This window comes from Bacteroidales bacterium (assembly GCA_035647615.1).
GTDB lineage: Bacteria > Bacteroidota > Bacteroidia > Bacteroidales > 4484-276 > SABY01.
Window position 1 is genome coordinate 1 of the sequence record DASRND010000027.1, and the last position, 18914, is coordinate 18914.

Below are 18914 nucleotides of genomic sequence, written 5' to 3' on the forward strand. Positions count from 1 at the left end.
ATAAACAACCTGAACCTGCATAGCTTATCCTTAAAATTAAAAGCGGAATCAGTAGCTGTTTCCACAGAATATTCATGAATGGTCTGGGGAGCATCTCTAAATGTTTCGTTGGCTTCGAGATGTGCTTTAAAAACTTTTACATTTAGAAGTGTAAATTTATCAATATCAATTGGCGTATTGTTTTGTTCTGGTTTCATTTTGAGTTGCATAAATTTTAAAAGAGCCACACCTTTCATCGAACATTTCCTCGTGCTCATAGCATGTATTCACGAATTCATTTTGCTTATTAACCTTAGCCGGCACAGCCAAAGGCACGTATTTTATCTTTTCATATTTTGCCTTTGCCTGAGCCGGTGTCATGATTATTGTTTCGCCTAAGGCCACCGAAATTTTAGTGAGGCTTTGTAGCGTCATGTTATGCGCACCACAAAGCCATTTACTAATTTCTGCCGGCGCCTTACCAAGCGCTTTGGCAAGGTCGCTTGAGTTCATGTTCTTGTCAGCCAACAAATCATAAATGTAGTCAACAATAGCCATGTTATCATTTACAAATTGAGCCTGCTCCGGGGTTGTCCGTTCTCTAATTTGCTCCAACATTTCTTTTAACTTAGCCATAATTCTATTCCTTCGTAGTTTAATAGGTTTGTTCTTCCGCGATCGAATTCTATTTGTCGATCTCTGATCAATTCGTCAATTCGCAGTGTAATTTTATTTGCTTCCTGAAAATATCCTTTCACATTTTCACAATCCTGAGCTTTGTCTTTTGTTTTTATACCCCCGTTAAAAAGGAATACAATGCTGGTTGAGATAAACAAGCAATAGAGTCTTAATTGCTCCCGCCCAAAATCGACCTCAATGTATTTGGCCGGTGGTGGCAAAGCATGGAACGACCCTTCTGATCGGAAATAATGTTCCCTGGCTCCTTTCCTGGAAAAGCGTTCAAGTGTTTCATTCAGATAGTTTAGTTGTACTTCGATTTCTGTATTAAAAATGTGCCGGAAAATAAAATCCTCAAATTCATTGCGTTCTCTTTCTTCAATATGAACTGAGTAGTAATTTACAGCCTTACCTGTGAAGTCTTCAATTTTAATAATTTTTGCAAATGTATTCACTTAACGGTTAATTTGGATTAAATGTTTAACTTTTAAGTTAATTTATAATTGTTCTTAACTTTTAGCTTACCACCTCCCTTACCGCCGCATTCATCCAAAGCTCAGCCTGTGTTTTGCTTTTGGCTGTTTCCTGCTCCAGGGTATCGCACAATTCCATCAGCCGGTTGACGGTGGAGACGATGGCTTTTCGCGCCGCTGAACGACGGTGACAAATCTACTGGTTGTGAATCAACCTTCTTCAAAAACTTCAATTAATGTTCAATTAAAATGTCTTCATCATCAAATTGGCTTTCGACAAATAGACCTTCCTCCTGATTCTGCTGGTTACGGGCGATAGGTTTACCCATTGCTGTTTCTATTTTTTGCAGAATACGCTCTTTCCGATCGTCGAAAAAACCATAAAAGTCATCGCTGTACATAAATTGTGGATCAACCACATGTGACTTAAGTATAGCTATAAATTCCTCATTAGGAACCCCTGCATGCTTTCGTATCCTTTCCAGATATTTGCCGGGTGCATCACCACTGACAATGCGATTTGTTCTACCCGATAAGGGCGTCTTGTTAATGATGCAGTCGAAATCATCACGTGGAATTCCATTCTTGTTACACCATGCAACCGGAAAGATATGATGAATGTCTATGGATTCGGAAAAGTAAGTACTAAAATCAATTTTTGTAGCCGAAAGCCAGTCTCTTGTTTCTTCGTTCAACAGGATCGCATAAACGCCCTTGTAGGCCGCACTGTTTCTTGTCCGGAGCGTATGTAGCCTCGATGGCGAAAAATTTGCATCATAAATAGTTTTAGGTTCCGTGGCATCGTTTTTAATCCAATCCACGACCTGCACCATATCCAGCGCATATCTGGTTTCATTGGCAGAGCCATACAGTTCACCAAAAACCCCGCACCAAAACCATCGCATCAGTTTTTTCTTATTTCCAAAGTTGTCAATGTCATTCCCAAGCTTGGCGAGAATTACGGCCATTGGAACCAGTTGCGTGCTATAGGGAATATCCCGTGAGTTAAAGATATGATTTTCCACTAAAATTTTTGAAGCCTTGATAAAACTAGCTACAATCTTATCGCAGTAATTCTTATAATCATCGAGCGATAAATTCAGCATCTCCTTCCGCTTTGCGCTCACTGCCGGCAGGTTTTCCTTTTCATCCTGCGACAAAAAGCTTGTGCGACGTTCGTATGTTGCAAAAAGTGTGATAGCCTGAATAATGTCAATGTTGCTTGTTTTGCCAAGCACCTTATAGTTTTTAAACTCATGATCAATCTTTTTCCAGTCGTCCTTCAGATCGAAATCATCCGCTGCAAATGAGGCTGTGAGCAGTTCAAACACTGACAGAGAAACCCCACCGGTATTCACTTTTTCAAATACTTGGCAAACAGCTTCTTTTGGATTGATCTTTTTCATTATGATCACCGGAAGCATATATCCGGTAAACGCTTTAATGATGTTTCGTTCAAATTCGTTCCAGAACTTGATCTTGTCTCGGTCGTAATCCCAATATTCCGAAAACTTAGTGCGCCACTCATCATATTCGTCAACCATGCAAACCGGGTACATGAGGTTTTGAAATTCATATTCTTCCCTCGAAAGGTCGAGCACTATATCACGACCAATGTTTTCCGTAACAATTTTATTTTCATTGATGGAAATAATGGCTTCCGCTAGATCAAGACTTCTGTCCATTGCTTTTTTCATATCGATATAATACCAGCGGAAAATTTCATAGCCTTTAACATTCCGGGTTTTAACTACCTTATTGGTGATAATAGCCTGATAAAGTGAGGTGAGCCGCTGCTGCCCATCCAGAATGAGCAATTCAGGATCGCAGTCATTTACACCCAAAGCACCTTCCACAGGTTTTGTTTTAAAGCGAATGCTTTCGTTTCCTGTTTCGAGCAACATAACAGCTCCGATAGGGAATGATTTTGCCACACTTGCTATGATGCCTTTTATACGGTCATCATCCCACACCCAACCTCTCTGAAAGTCTGGAAGTTGAATTTTGCCTTTGTGGACGTCCTTCAGCAAATCGTACAGGCCGGTTTTTGTTGAATCAAAAGTTTCCATGCTATTTTTAGATTTTACAAGTATTGTTAAATCAACAGATTTCTAATTTTTATAATCCGAAAAGATTCATTTATTATTTTTTACGAAAATAATCTGGCAACGAAAGTAGGAATAATTCAGTGATACAGCAAGAAAAGGCCGCGGTTAGGGCTGTTTTGTTGTTTTGGTGACTTTTGAAAATTTAGAATCTTATAGTTTTATTGATGAAGGTCGGGCGGGCTTTCCGCTTTATCCACGGCTGCGCCCTGGGCTAATGACGGCGATCCGTTGGGGCTGAAAGCCTATCATAAAAAAACCCCGGCCAACTTGCGACGTTGGCCGGGGTTTCAGGAAAAGATATTTTAAATAATCTGGCTACGTGCTACAGATGAATCACTTCATCGTAAGCTGCGGCGGCGGCTTCCATCACGGCTTCCGACATTGTGGGATGCGGGTGGATGGTCTTAATGACCTCTTCGCCGGTGGTCTCCAGTTTGCGGGCGGCCACCACCTCGGCAATCATTTCTGTTACGTTGTCACCGATCATGTGGGCGCCAAGCCATTCGCCATATTTGGCGTCAAATATCACTTTTACAAAACCTTCTTTGTTGCCTGCTGCGCTTGCCTTACCCGAGGCGCTGAAAGGAAATTTTCCCACCTTGATTTCGATTCCGGCATCGCGTGCCTGTTTCTCGGTCATGCCCACCGAAGCTATTTCAGGAGTGGTATAGGTGCAGCCCGGAATATTGCCATAGTCGATGGGGTTCGGGTCGAGGCCGGCAATTTTCTCGACGCAGGTGATGCCTTCGTGCGAGGCTACGTGCGCCAGCGCCGGACCATGCACAATGTCGCCGATGGCATAGTAGCCTTCGACGTTGGTACGGTAAAAATCGTCAACTTTTATTTTGTTGGCCTCAGTTTCAATACCGGTTTCTTCCAGTCCGATACCCTCCAGGTTGGTTGCTATACCCACGGCCGAGAGTACTATGTCGGCTTCTACCACCTCTTCGCCTTTTTTAGTTTTGATGGTCACTTTGCATTTGTCGCCAGAGGTATCTACTTTGGTAACTTCGGCAGAAGTCATCACTTTGATGCCGGACTTTTTGAAAGAGCGCGTCAGTTGTTTGGACACTTCTTCGTCTTCCAACGGCACAATCGCGGGCAGAAATTCCACCAAGGTAACTTTGGTTCCCATTGAGTTATAAAAATAGGCAAACTCTGATCCGATGGCGCCGGAACCTACCACCACCATCGATTCGGGCTGATTTTCCAGCGTCATGGCCTTGCGGTAGCCGATGATTTTTTTGCCGTCCTGTTTTAGCGCCGGCAACTCACGCGAGCGTGCACCGGTAGCTATGATGATGTGTTTGGCTTCGTAGGTAGTAGCCTCGCCTTTTTCGTTGGTCACTTCCACCTTCTTCCCGGGTTTTACTTTGCCTAAACCGTTGATTAAGTCGATTTTATTTTTCTTAAAAAGGAAATTCACACCATTGCTCATGCCGCCAGCCACATCACGGCTGCGCTTTACCACCGCCTCGAAGTCGGCTGTAGGCTCGCCATCTATTTTCAGTCCGTAGTCGGCTGCATGTTTCAAGTAATTGAATACCTGTGCGCTCTTGAGCAGAGCTTTGGTAGGAATGCAGCCCCAGTTGAGGCATACTCCGCCCACATTTTCTTTTTCTACTACGGCGGTTTTCATGCCCAGTTGAGCGGCTCTGATGGCAGCTACGTAACCACCGGGGCCGCTGCCTATTACTATCAGATCATAATTCATAAGTTGTTGATTTTTTAATTTCTGCAAATTTAGACAAAAAAGGGTGGCGCCATTTTTGGGTAAGCCGGGAACCGTTGTTAAATATTCTTAATCAGAAGGAAGTCGGCAGTTCTCCGGCGGCGGCTTTCAATCGGTAGTGAATTGAGATTAGGAATTGAACAAACAACGAACAACAAACAACAAACCTACTTCTGCTCCTGCTCCGCCATGTACTGCGCATCCATCCTGATCATCTCCTCCGGCGACCGGTTTTGTTCGGCAGCTTTTCCGGTTACTGCTTCGAGCCAGTCCGGGGTGCTGCGTATCAGATTTTCGAAATAGCTTATCCTTTCCTGCAGCGGGTCCTGCTGATTTAGATTGTAGAGATATTCCGCATCAATAGCAATCATCCGCTCCAGCGGCATGCGATAATAATTGGCTTTTTCGGCAACCTTTTGCAGCCAGGCGCTGTCGGCTTTTATGTAATCCATGTATTCATGAATCACCATATATTTAGCATAAATATCCGGATACTCATTTTGGAAAGTCCACAGCGCATCGTTGCGGAGCTGCTCCTCGTAGCTAATATTTTTTTGTGTGGCTTTATCTTTCACTGATTGGCTCCAGGCTTCGTCGCTGCTGATGGTGCGCACGTATTTTTGCAAGCCTTTCCAGGTGAGATACAGCTCGCGGTTTTTCTGTAGAGCCTGGAAGTCGGCTGCCTGACGCAATACGGTGTGCAAAGGCAGATTTAAGGTTTGTGCATCTTTCACCAAATCGTCAAACCAATAAGCATACGTGCGAATGGCATCTTCCTGCTTTTCGATGAAATCGCCGCTGTATTTTGGAGTGAACATTGCGTAAAGCTGATCGACAAAACCCCAGTCGTACTTATATAAAAATCGCTCTGTGATACTCAGCAGAATGATGTCCTGGCTGAGCACTTCCTTTTCGATATCCAAATCGCGTGTCCATTTCTCACCAAAATAAAAATCAGGGTAAACCTTGGCATTGAAATACCAAAAGGCCTGGTTGGCAAAAAGATGCTGCGGAATACGGGTATTAAAAAAGTTCCAGTAATAACTGTCGGCAACCGCCAGCACTCTGGGTTTCTGCTTTTCGGGCTGATCATAAAATGAAAAATGCGGATATGCCATCTGCGGATGCGACAATTTGCAAAGGAGGTTGAGAGTTCGACCCACATCGGTGTCGCTGTCAGAGACGCTGTCGGTGCGGGTGAATGCAACGCTGTAATCGGGCATGTCGATGCCACGGGTTTGCTCCAGAAAATGCAGCAAAGTATCGGCCACCCAAGGCATGGTGCCTTCGCTCCAGTGGATTCCATAAGGCGGGTAAAGTGGCCAGTTAGCGGTGTCGGCGGCGGCAACAAAAACTTTATTTAAATCCAAATAATTAATTCCCAGCGTGTCGGCCCTGGCGGCAATGTACTCGTAATTGGTCATGGAGCGACCCTCCCGCAGATAACGATCGGGAATATATTGTGGCAAAGTACGCGCCTTGCTCGGTTCGAGGATAAAAATGAAATCGATGTTGTGTTCATCACGCAGATAGTCCTGCACAAATTTCAGCCGGTTGAGTTTTTCGATGAGATAGGCAGCACCCAGGAAATCGCCGCCCGTGTAGGCACGGATGTAATCATACTCATATAGCACATTGTCTTTGCCAACCACCACTCCTTCGGCGTTGGCTTTGTCATAAAGCGAAAAATCGATCTGGTTGTTGAGCCGGACGAAAAAATTGCGAAAGCCGATATGATCTTCGATGTACCTGTCGAAGTTGATTTGAAAAGTTCCTTCCATCCATTGGCTCCAGCCAAAAGCCGGGCGTGGTTGTAGCACAAAGTCGCCGCTGAGCGGTTGCAGCCTGAAAATTTTAGTAACATGCTGCACTAATGGCAGCATCAACAAAACCATCAAAAGCACAAAAAGTATTTGCTTCACCAGCGGCTTTTTGGACCGGTCAGTTTCGGGATATCTGCTATTTGGCAAAGATGATTTCAAAATGTTTTTAAAAATTAAAACCTAAAATAAATAAAAGGGTTGAACGACGAAGAGGTGATTGCAGCGATGCACACCATCAGGAAGAGCAGCGCAACAACCGTCATCAGCACCATCGGCAAATTTTTCTTTTGCCTGGTGAGCAGGTTCATCCAACTTTTTTCGACGTGGGGGAGTACCGCAATGAAAGCAAACAATGCTCCGACAATCATCATAAAGACAAACTCATTTTCGATGGTAATGGTTGAAGAGCCACCATCGAAGGCAAACATGCGACCGAGATAGGCAAAAGCATCTGCAAGCGATGCTGCGCGGAACAGTACCCAGCCGATGAGCGTTATAAAATAGGTGATTACGATGGCCGGCACTTTACCCACAGCTTTGAGCACACGCAACAGAAACATGCGGTCGGCCACCAAAAATAAACCGTGAAAGGCGCCCCACACCACAAAATTCCACGCGGCGCCGTGCCACAACCCGGAAATTAGGAACACTACCCAAAGGTTGAAATACATGCGCAGGGCAGACACGCGGCTGCCACCCAGCGGAATGTAGAGATAGTCGCGCATCCAGCGGCCCAGCGTGATGTGCCACCGCCGCCAAAATTCCGTGATGCTTTGCGAGATGTAGGGATTGTTGAAATTCTCGGGAAACTTAAACCCAATCATCCTCCCAATGCCGATGGCCATATCGGAATAACCAGAAAAGTCGTAGTAAATCTGGAAAGAATAAGCCACGACGCCAATCCAGGCCGTGGCTGTAGAAAGGTCAGCAGCAGACAAGGCAAAGATTGCATCTACCTGTTCGCCCAGCACATTTGCGATAAGCACTTTCTTTGCCAGCCCAACCACAAAACGGAAGAAACCCAGCAGACGGTCATCGACGCGTTCAAAAGCGCGCCGGTCTTCGATCTGATCGGCGATTTCGTGAAAACGAACAATAGGCCCTGCGATGAGCTGCGGGAACATCAGGATGTACATGGCGTAATCCCAGCTGCGCCGCAAAGGAGCATGTACGCCGCGATAAACATCCACCGAATAGGTGAGCTTTTGAAAAGTAAAAAATGAGATGCCGATGGGTAGCGCGATGGCAGCCCAACTCACCGGCTGCATGTTCAGCGCAGAAAGCAGGAAATTGAAATTATCGATGAGAAAATTGGCGTATTTAAAATAGGCCAACATGCCGATGTTGAGCACCACCGAGATGGCCAGCAAAATCCTCCGCGCCTTACGCAGCGTTGATTTGTGCATCCAATCCACCAGATAAAAATCGATTAGCAAACTGGCAAGCACTATAAAAATGAAATCGGGAGCGCCCCAGGCATAAAACACAATACTGGCCAGCAGCGTGAAGATGTTTTTGAACCGGACAGGCAGCACGTAATAAACCACCAAAAAGAGGGGCAGAAAATAAAGGATGAATAAGCTGCTGCTAAAGACCATCGATAAATTTTTAAGGCCGCAAAAGTAATGATAGTTCCTTAGCGGAAAACGGCTTTATCATCAGAGAAATTTGCTGGTGATTTGGAATTGAAATTTATGTGGGAATATTCCAAGGAAAATGTGCATTCGCCTTTTTACATAAATTATGTAACACAAATTCTGCAATAATCATTACACAAATTTTGTAACACAAAAAGTGTAATTTCTGATTGAATAAAGGCATTTTTAGTAAAGATGCCTAATTTGAGCGTCTCCAAGTTGATTCAAGCTTCAATTTTTGATCGAAATAAAAGGTTGAAAGGTTGCTGACCACAACCATCACTCCCACCGCTCCACTTCTCCCCCACCCAACTATTTTTCCTATCATTGCAATATTCTTTTTGAATGACTTGTTAATGAAACTGTAAACACAAAAGTCTGTTTCGAAAGGAGCAGCTATTAATACAAAACTTTTTATTAAAATATTCCTGTAAGGAATGACCAACAACCAACATAATACGCCCGCAGCAGCAGCAAGTGACAGCGATGCCGGCACCGAAAGCCGTGAGATGCTCGAAGTGTATGGCGCACGGGTGCACAACCTCAAAAATATCGATGTAAAAATCCCGCGACATAGTCTGGTGGTAATTACCGGGCTGAGTGGCAGCGGCAAATCATCGCTGGCGTTCGACACCATTTATGCCGAAGGACAGCGCCGCTACATGGAGACCTTCTCAGCCTACTCGCGCCAGTTTATCGGCAACATGGAGCGCCCCGATGTGGATAAAATCGACGGCCTGAGTCCGGTGATTTCCATCGAACAAAAAACCGTCAACAAAAACCCCCGCTCCACCGTGGGCACCATTACGGAAGTTTACGATTTCCTTCGCTTGCTTTTTGCGCGCATCGGCCAGGCATACTCCTACGCATCAGGCGAAAAGATGGTGCGCAACACCGAAAAACAAATCATCGACCTGATTACCCAAAACTACGACGACAAAGCCATCAACATCCTGGCGCCGCTGGTGCGGGCACGCAAAGGCCACTACCGCGAGCTTTTCGAACAGATACGGCGGCAGGGTTTCCTCAAAACACGCATCGACGGAGAAATACGAAATCTGGAATTTGGGATGAAGGTCGATCGCTACAAAACGCACGATATAGAGGTAGTTGTGGATCGACTGAAAGTAGACACCGACAGTGCCGAGCGGCTACAGCGCTCATTGCAACAGGCACTGAAAGCGGGCAAGGGTGTGCTGATGATCCATGATCCCGCCGACAACACCATCCGCCACTTTAGCCGCCTGCTCATGGATCCCGCCACAGGCATTTCGTACGACGAGCCGGAACCCAACACCTTTAGCTTCAACTCGCCCTATGGCGCCTGCAAAAACTGCAACGGCCTCGGCGCAATTTCAGAAATAGATTTTAAAAAAGTAATGCCCGACGAAAAAGTCAGCATCCGCAAAGGCGGACTGGTGCCGTTGGGCGAATATAAAAACAACTGGATTTTTAAACAGGTCGAAGCCATCGGCAACAAATACGATTTTACGCTCGAAACACCCATCGGAGAAATAAGCAAAGAAGGACTTTCCACACTGCTCTATGGTTCCAATGAAGTGATTCATGTGAAGAACGATTACCTGGGCGTCACCTCTTCGTATGCGCTCAACTTTGAAGGCATCATCAATTTTATCCAAAACCAGGACGACGAGAATGCTTCGCGGGCGATAAAAAAATGGGCCGGTAGTTTTATGAATCATATCACCTGCCCCGAATGCAACGGAACACGGCTACGCAAGGAGTCGCTTCACTATCTCGTAAATGATAAAAATATAGCGCAGCTTGCCGACATGGATCTGATTGCTTTGCTCGCCTGGATAGAACAGCTGCCGCAACAGCTCGACGAGCGCGATCTTACCATCGGTCGGGAGATCATCCGCGAAATAGCAACGCGCATTCGGTTTCTGCTCAATGTCGGCCTTGATTATCTAACGCTCAACCGGCCCTCGCGCAGTCTTTCGGGCGGCGAATCGCAGCGCATCAGGCTGGCCACACAAATCGGCTCGCAGCTCACAGGGGTACTCTACATCCTCGACGAGCCTAGCATCGGGCTGCACCAACGCGACAACGCACGACTGATTCATGCATTGAAAGAACTTCGCGACGTAGGCAACTCAGTGATTGTGGTGGAACACGACAAAGAGATGATCCTGGCTGCCGATCACATCGTGGATATCGGCCCCGGCGCCGGACGCAAGGGCGGCCATATCGTTGGCGAAGGCAGCCCCGCCCACATGCAGTTGTGCCACACCATCACCTGCGAATACCTTAACGGAACACGCAAAATAGCCATCCCAAAGCAGCGCCGGCCAGGCAATGGCAACTTTATCATTTTAAAAAATGCCAGCGGCAACAACCTAAAAGATGTCACGCTGAAGCTTCCGCTGGGCATGCTCGTTTGCGTCACCGGCGTTTCGGGCAGCGGCAAGTCCACACTCATAAACGAAACGCTCTACCCCATCCTGAGCAATCTATTTTATCGCAGTGAAAAAAAACCATTGCCCTATCACTCCGTCAAAGGGCTGGAGCATGTGGATAAGGTAATCGAGATCGATCAGTCACCAATTGGACGCACGCCGCGCAGCAATCCTGCTACTTACACCAAAGTCTTCGATGAAATCCGCAAGCTCTTCGGCTCGCTGCCTGAGTCGCAAATACGCGGCTACAAACCCGGACGATTTTCGTTTAACGTAAAAGGCGGTCGATGCGAAACATGCAGAGGCGCCGGCGTGCGGGTGATAGAGATGAACTTTCTGCCCGATGTACATGTGCTGTGTGAAGAATGCTACGGACGCCGCTACAACCGCGAAACACTGGAGATACGCTACAAAGGAAAATCCATCAACGATATTCTGAACATGACCATCAACCAGGCGGTGGAATTTTTCGAAAATATTCCTTCGATCATACAAAAGATAAGAACGCTCAAAGACGTAGGGCTGGGTTACATCACGCTGGGGCAGCAATCTACCACACTTTCGGGCGGTGAGGCGCAGCGCGTAAAGCTGGCTGCCGAACTTTCTAAACGCGACACCGGAAAAACACTTTATATTTTGGATGAGCCTACCACCGGTTTACATTTTGAAGATGTGAAAGTGCTGCTCGAAGTGCTCGACAAACTCACCAACAAAGGCAACACGGTGCTGATCATCGAACACAATATGGATGTGATAAAAGTTGCCGATTACATTATTGATCTTGGTCCGGAAGGAGGTTCTCGCGGTGGCGAGATCGTTGCGAAGGGTACACCCGAAGAAATTGCTGCACAAAAACAGGGTTTTACGGGCAGCTTCCTGAAACACGAACTCAACGGACACGAAGCTAAATAAAATTCCAAATCGCAAAAATCAACCGTCAGTAGCCGGTGTAAACAATGACAAACAAAATCCAAATAACAATACTCAAAACTCCAAACAAGCTGGTTATTATTTGTAAATATTTAGGCGTTAGCGTTTGCAACAAGTGTTTAAGCCTTTTCGCTACCAATGCCCCATCCCCAACCCTTCCCCGACATGGAGAAGGGAGCTCTCTTTCGTGGCATATTGGGAAAACCAAAACGGAGTGCTTCGTTTGACAAACTACCAAACAGCCCGGCAAAAGAGCTCCACTCTCAAAATAGAGAGGGGTCGGGGTGAAGTAAAAAAAGAAGCACTTCGCACCACAATCATTCAAATATTCTGCAATAGCTAAACAGCTTTTATTATTTTTGAGGATTGAAATTTACCACGATATTGCGCTACAGCGCTTAAATGAGGTTATGATTATTAAAAAATAAATATTTAAAAAAATGATACACGAAGAAGACGCTTTCCATGTTCCCAAACAATTTGAAGAGGCGGTAAAAAAAGCTTTTGCGCCCAAAAACTGGAACGAGACAAAAACCAACGATTCCTGGACAGTTTTTAAAGTGATGTCGGAGATGGTGAATGGCTTTGAAAAGCTGGCGCGGATCGGGCCATGCGTATCCATCTTTGGCTCGGCGCGCTGCAACGAAGCACATCCCGACTACCGGATGGCCGAAGAGATTGCCTATCTGCTCACCAAAAAAGGCTTTGGCATTATCAGCGGCGGAGGACCCGGCATTATGGAAGCTGCCAACAAAGGCGCCCACTTTGCCGGTGGCAAAAGCGTGGGGCTCAACATAGAGTTGCCGCACGAGCAGCGTTCCAACCCGTTTATCGATCCCGACAAGCTGCTCACGTTCGATCATTTCTACGTCCGCAAAGTGATGTTTATGAAATATTCGCAGGGCTACATCGTGCTGCCCGGCGGCTTTGGAACCCTCGACGAGATGTTTGAAGCCATTACGCTGATACAAACGCACAAGATGGTACGCTTTCCGATCGTGCTGGTCAAGAAATCTTATTGGCAGGGACTCATCGATTGGGTTGAAGAACAACTGCTGACCGAAGCGATGATTGCTCCGGGCGACATGCGCCTTTTCAGGTTGGTGGATACCGCCGAAGATGCCGTGGAACACATCGACAGATTCTATCAAAAATTCAAGATCAAGCCGAATTTTTAGAAGTTTTTGGGGAAGACAGCGTTTTTGTTGAAATTTACTACACCGGTAACAGCATAGCTTTCAACGGATAAAAAATTCGTTAGAAAATATTTTCTGAAATATTTTGCCAAGTTGAATAAAGATTATATTTTTGCCGCCCTAAAACAATGCGAAAGTAGCTCAGCTGGTAGAGCACGACCTTGCCAAGGTCGGGGTCGCGGGTTCGAATCCCGTCTTTCGCTCCAACCAAATCCCGATCCGGGTACAATCGGGTCGGGATTTTATCTTTTCATGCTGTAAGCAATGCAATGCCCGGGTGGTGGAATTGGTAGACACGTTGGACTTAAAATCCAATGAACATTGCGTTCGTACGGGTTCAATTCCCGTTCCGGGTACCAGAAGTTGATTCAAAGCCCTGATAGTTCAAACTGTCAGGGCTTTTGTTTTTTGGAGGTAATAAATCTTTGTTCCAATAAGATTTCTTTTGAATCCCATCAATTTCCCACCAACTCCTCCAACCGCGCTCCTAACTCCCGCCAGTTCTGATTCAGGTCGATGGATTCGATACGGATGCGGTGACCCGAAAAATTCACATCCAAGCGTTCGATGGCTTGCAAAACCGGGTACAGGAGCATCCCTTCGGCAGTGGCATTGCATTTATGTCTGGGATTGCCGGCTAAATGCATAATATAGGTGTTAAGCTGATAAAGATTTGCCGATGCAAATTTCTTAACCGATCCCGGGAATCTGCTCTTCATGGGTTCCTGATAAAATTTAGCATCGATCACCATTTTTCTTTCAGGGCTTTCAAGTGTGATATCAGTACGCATTTCCGGTAAAAATATAGAGCCTATCCCACCTTCATCAACATTCCAGTTTATTACCTCCCTTTTAACCCTCCAGTTTTTCAGGTGTCTTTTGTAATAGTTGAAAATAAATTTTTCAAACAATGTAGCCATCCGCTGGTGATCCCGCTCAAAATCCAGAAATTCATACTTCCCCTCATTTTCATTTAATGTAGTGTTGTTAAGTATAAATTTGCACACCTCAACCGGAAAGAAATAATGAAGTTGATGGCGCTGCAAGTTAACCGAATGCAGCAGACGGTCGGCTCCGGTTTCGATGAGTGTGATTTCGCCAAAACGCTGGTAAATCTTTTTCAGATTGTTTCGTGTTTTTTTCTCCAATTTATAGCCACTTGATCTGAGCAGACGGAAAATTGTAGCTTTTATTCCCTGATTGATTGGGATGTCTGCTTCAAATTCATCATAAGCGCAAACAGTTTTGGCGTGATCCCAAGCCAATGTTCGGTATGTTTTCCCCGGATCAAGACGCCCTTTCGCGCCGCAGATACTCTCAACCTTCAGCACATAATCTCTGGCTAATCCACGTTTGAAAATACCTTCTGAGGATTCGATTAGCATCCTGGCAAGCAACTCCCATAAACTATCGTAATCTGACTCGTCAACAAAGCGCTTTTGCCAAGTGGGAGGAATGTCCCAGGCATAAGCCAACATGAAAAAGATATTGGCAATCGGTATTCTTGTTTCTTTCACTTTCATTATGCTAACCCAAGGATTTCTTTTGCACTGGAAATTTTTCCTTCGTCATCAAACCAATACTCTTCCAGGAGTGGCAATATTTCATAGCTAAATATTTCATTGAGCCAAATCTGCGGATATTTGGGAAGTTCCTGCGTGACAAAATAACTATGTCCCATCAAAAATCCCGTGCCTAAAGCAAGGTCTTTACCAATCATTTCATTGATGTTTTTGGCTTTATGAATAAGCTCGTCAATAAAATCATTGTCAAACCCTGTATTTTTCAAGTTTTCTATGAAACATTGTTCAAAGTGCGGGGGCATGGTAATAAATGCAAACCTGCGCCTCAGTGCATAGTCAACAAGAGCAAGCGAACGATCGGCGGTATTCATGGTGCCAATGATGTGCAGATTTGCCGGAACCGAAAAGTTCTCACCCTCGCGAGCATAGGCCAGCCTAATGGTTTCATTCCTTTTGTCGGCCTCGATCAGCAGCATCAGCTCTCCAAAGATTTTCGAAAGGTTCCCCCGGTTGATCTCATCAATGATCATCACATAATCTCTTTCCGGATCACGGGATGCCTGTTTGGCAAATTCATAAAACACACCGTTTTTCAATTTCAGCTGACCATCATCAGGCCGGTATCCCTGGATAAAATCTTCATAAGCATACGACTGGTGAAACTGGATGGTGCGCAGGCGGTTATTATCTTTTTCACCCATTAAGCACCAGGCCAGCCTTTTGGCAAAATAGGTTTTACCTGTACCCGGAGGACCCTGCAGGATTAAATTCTTTTTACGCTTAAGCAAAGACAATGCTCGATCCAGCGTGTCCGGTGAAATAAAAACATCGGCCAGCAAATCTGTTTTAGTGTAGGGTTCAACTTCAGGTTTACCATGCGTGAGTTCAACAATTGCTTCATATTCCTCTTTGGTCAACTTGAACAGACTCCCCTGGTTATTGGTAAATACTTCCGCTTTTTGAAGGATTTCAACTTTTTTGAGTTCTTCCCATGTGGGCTGTTGCCGGGTAAACTCCACTAACTTTAGATCAAAAGCTTCCTCTCCTTCTTCATTTTCATACACCGATCGGATGACTTCCAACAATGCCTTAACCTTTTGTATCGGTGAGGTTTCGTACCCAATTACTTTATCGCCGGGTCTTACTTCCGTCATGTATTTATAAATCCGTCTTTTAACTCTTCTCTCGTTATGTGTAGTGAAATCGACCTCAGGATTTATTTCCAATTCGTCCAACGACCAAATTTTCGGATTGGCGTTAAGCCAGTAGTAGTTTGTTGATGTATTAACATTTGCTAATGAAGCCTCTTCTGACAGTTCAATTCCGATTAGCTTTTTCAACCGTTCAACATAATCCGGATATTTATTAATATCTGTAAGGGTTTTCACAACGATAGGGTCTCCTTCTTCGATCCACTGCCCTTTCTTAACCCATTCTATTTTCCGGCAACTTTTGTAATACTGTCGGTTATCATCAAAATAATAATCTGATTGAACTATGCCATAACCAATGTATTCAGTCCGACCTTTTTTAGCAATAACAATATCACCAGGTTTCATTAAATCCTTGAATTCCAAGTTTGCCGTGGCATCATTTTTCATAGATCCGTCTGTTTGATTAATATCACGGAGTTTGTCTGCGATTTCCTCTTTTGAATCATATTGGGATAAATCGCCCAGGTCATCCCACCCCAAAGCCATAATGCCAGCGTCATAAAACTCATCCCAGTATTTGGCATTTGGTCCGGGAGCATACAACCAGTATCTTTTGTCTTTCACCTCATAATCGCTTTCCGCTTCCGTAACCTGATCTGATGTATCCTGTGGGCTTTTCAGGTAATACATCATTCTGTAAAGTAAATTCTGGACGATTAGGTTTTTATCGTCCCAATTCAAATCAGGATGGATCTTTTTGTGAAGATCAAGCAGCTCCTTATCTTTTTGAACATAATTTTGGTTTAAATCTTCAGACAATTCCAGGTAATGAAAATATTTTTGTCCGGCTGGTTTTGTTTTGATACCAAGGAAGTTGCAATATTGTTGGTAAAATGAGCTTTTGTAGAGGTAATACTTTTCAGGAAACCTGAATGACAAATAAACCGACAATGTTCGCTCGTCCTGAGAATGCTGAAGATTTTCACGACCCATTTCAGATTTAAGCTCACTCAACAATTCATCAGACTGAGATATGAACTGATTCATTCGCTCTTCCAGATCAAGGCCTTCATCAAAAAGATTCAGAAACATTTCCTTTGCCCGGATGGGTTTGTTTTTGGCTATTATGGTGTAAAACCATCTCGAGTCGTGATAAACTAAATTCGTGTGCTTTCGAAATGCTTCGATCAGCATCTCCCCAAAATCTTCTACATCAAGATTCCAGTTTTTTCTGAAATTTTCAATCGCATCCCATTTGTAGTTTTCATCCTCGTTACCCGTTTCCCGCAGGTATTCTTTGTACTTTTCGATTAGCTCTTGCTTTTTATCCATAATCATTTCTTTATAATTCTCATTTCAATTTCTTCATCATTTAATTAATCACAAAATCACTCAGCCCATAGATGGTGCCGTCGGCGTTGCGTTCGGGCTGCCAGGTGCGGACGTAGATTTTGGGCTGCAGCGAATCGCTGAGATCAATCATCAGAAAAAGGTAACCTTTGTCGGCATAGTTGGTCGAATAATAATCCTGCTTGATCTGGATGCCATAAACCTTATCCTCGCCGTTGACTTTCTTCACAATGTTTTCTTCAAAATGAATGTTGACAAATTCATTGGAATTAAAAACCTGCATGAGCCGGCCAAGGTATTCGGCTTTGTTTTGTGTTATGTATTCCACTTTTCGGCGGCCTGCCCGGGCATACATGCCGTCGATAGGCTCGGCCATCTGCACTACATTGCCAACAATAATAAGGGCGTTGTCCGCAAAAATGGGCGCTATCAGATCCAGCCGCTTCAGGCAATAGGCCGTTTTATAATATTCCAAAAAAGAAATCAGGTGATACTTATCTTCGGTTGACCCGAACCGATCGCTGCGGCTTGCGATATCGGCGATGGCCTTATCGGAAATGGCAAAAGAGATGGCATCGATTTGCTGATCCGCGTTAAGCGTAAAAACTACCTGTTCGATGAAATCGCGATGGTTTTTAGGATAGGAAAACCGCATGGGTACTGAGCGCACAATTGTATTATCGTCAATCTGTATCAGCCGCAGGGTATCGGCAAAAGGCAGCACCTTCACCTGGCCGCTATTGATGAGCCGCTCGTACATCATCAGTCCGGAAGGCGTAAAAAGATGATTGGCTGCAGCATAATTTTTATCCTGGATGGCATCGATAACTTTCATCACCGTTTTGCGCACCTTGCGCGCCTCTTCTATTTCGTTGAGTTGCTCAAAGTCGATGCTTTTGGCCTCGAGCTTCACCAGCTTTTTCTTTTTACTATCATCCACAGGAATAGCAATCACAAACTCACTGCGATCGATGTACGGAATGGAGATATTGTTCAAAACCTGGTACACCTCCAGGTCGTATCTTGCTTTGGGCAGATAAGCGTATTCTACTCTAATCTTCAGACGGTCGAGCCGACAGGAGGCGGCATCTAAAAACTCGACAAGCCCCATACCGCTGCGCACGCTCATGGTGTTGCTGTAGTGGTTGCCACACCAATATTCAAAATCCAGATTATCCACCGGCTCCCCGTGATAAGTTATCAGCAGGTGCAGCGCCTTGTAATTTTCATCACAACGATCTTCCACCTGACGTATCTGAAAGTGCAGGTCGGTGAAGATATCGTTCATCTTGTCGGGCAACGCCGAGAGCAGCAGCAGGCTGTTTTTTTTGTCAAAATTGTAAGTAATCTTGTCGCGGTCTTTGTGGCTTTGCAGCAGTGCCAGCGCCCAGTAATAGTTTTTCAGTGCATCGCCCAGGCGCAAATCCTTCTCTGCCATGGCGCCGGCAGCAACATACGCTTCTATTTTTCGGCGGCGGCTTTCGAAAAGATTATTCAGATTGTCGAAGGAGATGTAGCGCATCACGCGGAAATAGTTGCCCCGCTCTTCGAGCACCATGCTCAGCGCCGACTCAAGCGAGACGTTGCTGTAAGTTTTTACCACCGATTCGGCAAACTCTTTCACACTGCCTTCCTGCTCGGTGAGTTTTCCCTGAAAATAGCTCTCCACCTGCACAGTAATCTGTGTGATAAGGTGGTCTAAAGCGCTGGCATCAGCCAGGCGGTGGGTGCTGCCTTCGCCAATACCCCATAGGTAGTTGCCCGAATTCTGTATCTCTCCTACAGAAACTTGTCCGAGAGCCGTTGCCATCTGCGACAGCATAATAATAGAAAAGAAGATTTTTCTGATCATAACAACGAAAGGTGAAAATGAGTGGGGTGTAAAAGTAATGAAAAACTGCTTCGCACCCG

The 18914-nt window shown here is 45.1% G+C and carries 12 protein-coding genes and 2 tRNA genes; 4 read left to right on the forward strand and 10 right to left on the reverse strand.

All coding sequences use genetic code 11. From position 1 onward, the window contains the following. From VFC92_08630 to VFC92_08660, 7 genes are all read right to left on the reverse strand, one after another. On the reverse strand, positions 1-197 hold a 197-nt coding region (locus VFC92_08630), incomplete at its 3' end, for a hypothetical protein (protein HZK08253.1). Then, positions 166-615: a helix-turn-helix transcriptional regulator gene (locus VFC92_08635; protein HZK08254.1), complete on the reverse strand. Its 450-nt coding sequence runs from the start codon at positions 613-615 to the stop codon at positions 166-168. The genes VFC92_08630 and VFC92_08635, both read right to left, overlap by 32 nt. After that, on the reverse strand, positions 603-1112 hold the full coding sequence (locus tag VFC92_08640; protein ID HZK08255.1) for a hypothetical protein: 510 nt from the start codon (positions 1110-1112) through the stop codon (positions 603-605). The genes VFC92_08635 and VFC92_08640 overlap by 13 nt, the downstream gene beginning before the upstream one ends. Positions 1113-1363: 251 nt before the next feature. Continuing rightward, the gene (locus VFC92_08645) at positions 1364-3199 is read right to left on the reverse strand and encodes a DUF262 domain-containing protein (protein ID HZK08256.1); all 1836 of its coding nucleotides are present in this window, start codon (positions 3197-3199) and stop codon (positions 1364-1366) included. Positions 3200-3560: 361 nt separating this feature from the next. Continuing rightward, positions 3561-4952: a dihydrolipoyl dehydrogenase gene (lpdA, locus tag VFC92_08650; GenBank protein ID HZK08257.1), complete on the reverse strand. Its 1392-nt coding sequence runs from the start codon at positions 4950-4952 to the stop codon at positions 3561-3563. Positions 4953-5137: 185 nt separating this feature from the next. Further along, positions 5138-6892 carry a hypothetical protein gene (locus VFC92_08655; protein ID HZK08258.1) on the reverse strand — a complete coding sequence of 585 codons (1755 nt, stop codon included), beginning with the start codon at positions 6890-6892 and terminating at the stop codon, positions 5138-5140. Positions 6893-6966: 74 nt separating this feature from the next. Continuing rightward, entirely contained in the window at positions 6967-8391 is a 1425-nt protein-coding gene (locus tag VFC92_08660; protein HZK08259.1) for an MBOAT family protein, read from the reverse strand. A gap of 548 nt (positions 8392-8939) precedes the next feature. Here VFC92_08660 and uvrA point away from each other — a divergent pair. From uvrA to VFC92_08680, 4 genes are all read left to right on the forward strand, one after another. Next, positions 8940-11762 carry an excinuclease ABC subunit UvrA gene (gene uvrA, locus VFC92_08665; protein HZK08260.1) on the forward strand — a complete coding sequence of 941 codons (2823 nt, stop codon included), beginning with the start codon at positions 8940-8942 and terminating at the stop codon, positions 11760-11762. Positions 11763-12220: 458 nt separating this feature from the next. Further along, positions 12221-12958, forward strand: a complete 738-nt coding sequence (locus VFC92_08670) for a TIGR00730 family Rossman fold protein (GenBank protein HZK08261.1) — start codon at positions 12221-12223, stop codon at positions 12956-12958. A gap of 148 nt (positions 12959-13106) precedes the next feature. Then, a tRNA-Gly gene (locus tag VFC92_08675) sits at positions 13107-13182 on the forward strand. Positions 13183-13247: 65 nt separating this feature from the next. Further along, positions 13248-13335: transfer RNA gene (locus VFC92_08680), tRNA-Leu, on the forward strand. 96 nt (positions 13336-13431) lie between these two features. On the opposite strand, the gene VFC92_08685 is transcribed toward VFC92_08680, so the two are convergent. The 3 genes from VFC92_08685 to VFC92_08695 are packed head-to-tail and all read right to left on the reverse strand — an operon-like array spanning position 13432 to position 18855. Continuing rightward, positions 13432-14499 carry a hypothetical protein gene (locus VFC92_08685; GenBank protein ID HZK08262.1) on the reverse strand — a complete coding sequence of 356 codons (1068 nt, stop codon included), beginning with the start codon at positions 14497-14499 and terminating at the stop codon, positions 13432-13434. After that, complete coding sequence (locus VFC92_08690) at positions 14499-16985, reverse strand: AAA family ATPase (GenBank protein ID HZK08263.1); 2487 nt, start codon at positions 16983-16985, stop codon at positions 14499-14501. Before VFC92_08690 ends, VFC92_08685 begins: the two co-directional genes overlap by 1 nt. Positions 16986-17025: 40 nt before the next feature. Further along, positions 17026-18855: a hypothetical protein gene (locus tag VFC92_08695; GenBank protein ID HZK08264.1), complete on the reverse strand. Its 1830-nt coding sequence runs from the start codon at positions 18853-18855 to the stop codon at positions 17026-17028. Positions 18856-18914 lie beyond the last annotated feature (59 nt).

Excerpts from the sequence above, each read along its gene's own strand:
- lpdA (HZK08257.1), bottom strand. The coding sequence starts at position 4,952 with ATGAATTATGATCTGATAGTAATAGGCAGCGGCCCCGGTGGTTACGTA.
- VFC92_08645 (HZK08256.1), bottom strand. The coding sequence starts at position 3,199 with ATGGAAACTTTTGATTCAACAAAAACCGGCCTGTACGATTTGCTGAAG.
- VFC92_08685 (HZK08262.1), bottom strand. The coding sequence starts at position 14,499 with ATGAAAGTGAAAGAAACAAGAATACCGATTGCCAATATCTTTTTCATG.
- VFC92_08670 (HZK08261.1), top strand. The coding sequence starts at position 12,221 with ATGATACACGAAGAAGACGCTTTCCATGTTCCCAAACAATTTGAAGAG.
- uvrA (HZK08260.1), top strand. The coding sequence starts at position 8,940 with ATGCTCGAAGTGTATGGCGCACGGGTGCACAACCTCAAAAATATCGAT.
- VFC92_08660 (HZK08259.1), bottom strand. The coding sequence starts at position 8,391 with ATGGTCTTTAGCAGCAGCTTATTCATCCTTTATTTTCTGCCCCTCTTT.
- VFC92_08635 (HZK08254.1), bottom strand. The coding sequence starts at position 615 with ATGGCTAAGTTAAAAGAAATGTTGGAGCAAATTAGAGAACGGACAACC.
- VFC92_08690 (HZK08263.1), bottom strand. The coding sequence starts at position 16,985 with ATGGATAAAAAGCAAGAGCTAATCGAAAAGTACAAAGAATACCTGCGG.
- VFC92_08695 (HZK08264.1), bottom strand. The coding sequence starts at position 18,855 with ATGATCAGAAAAATCTTCTTTTCTATTATTATGCTGTCGCAGATGGCA.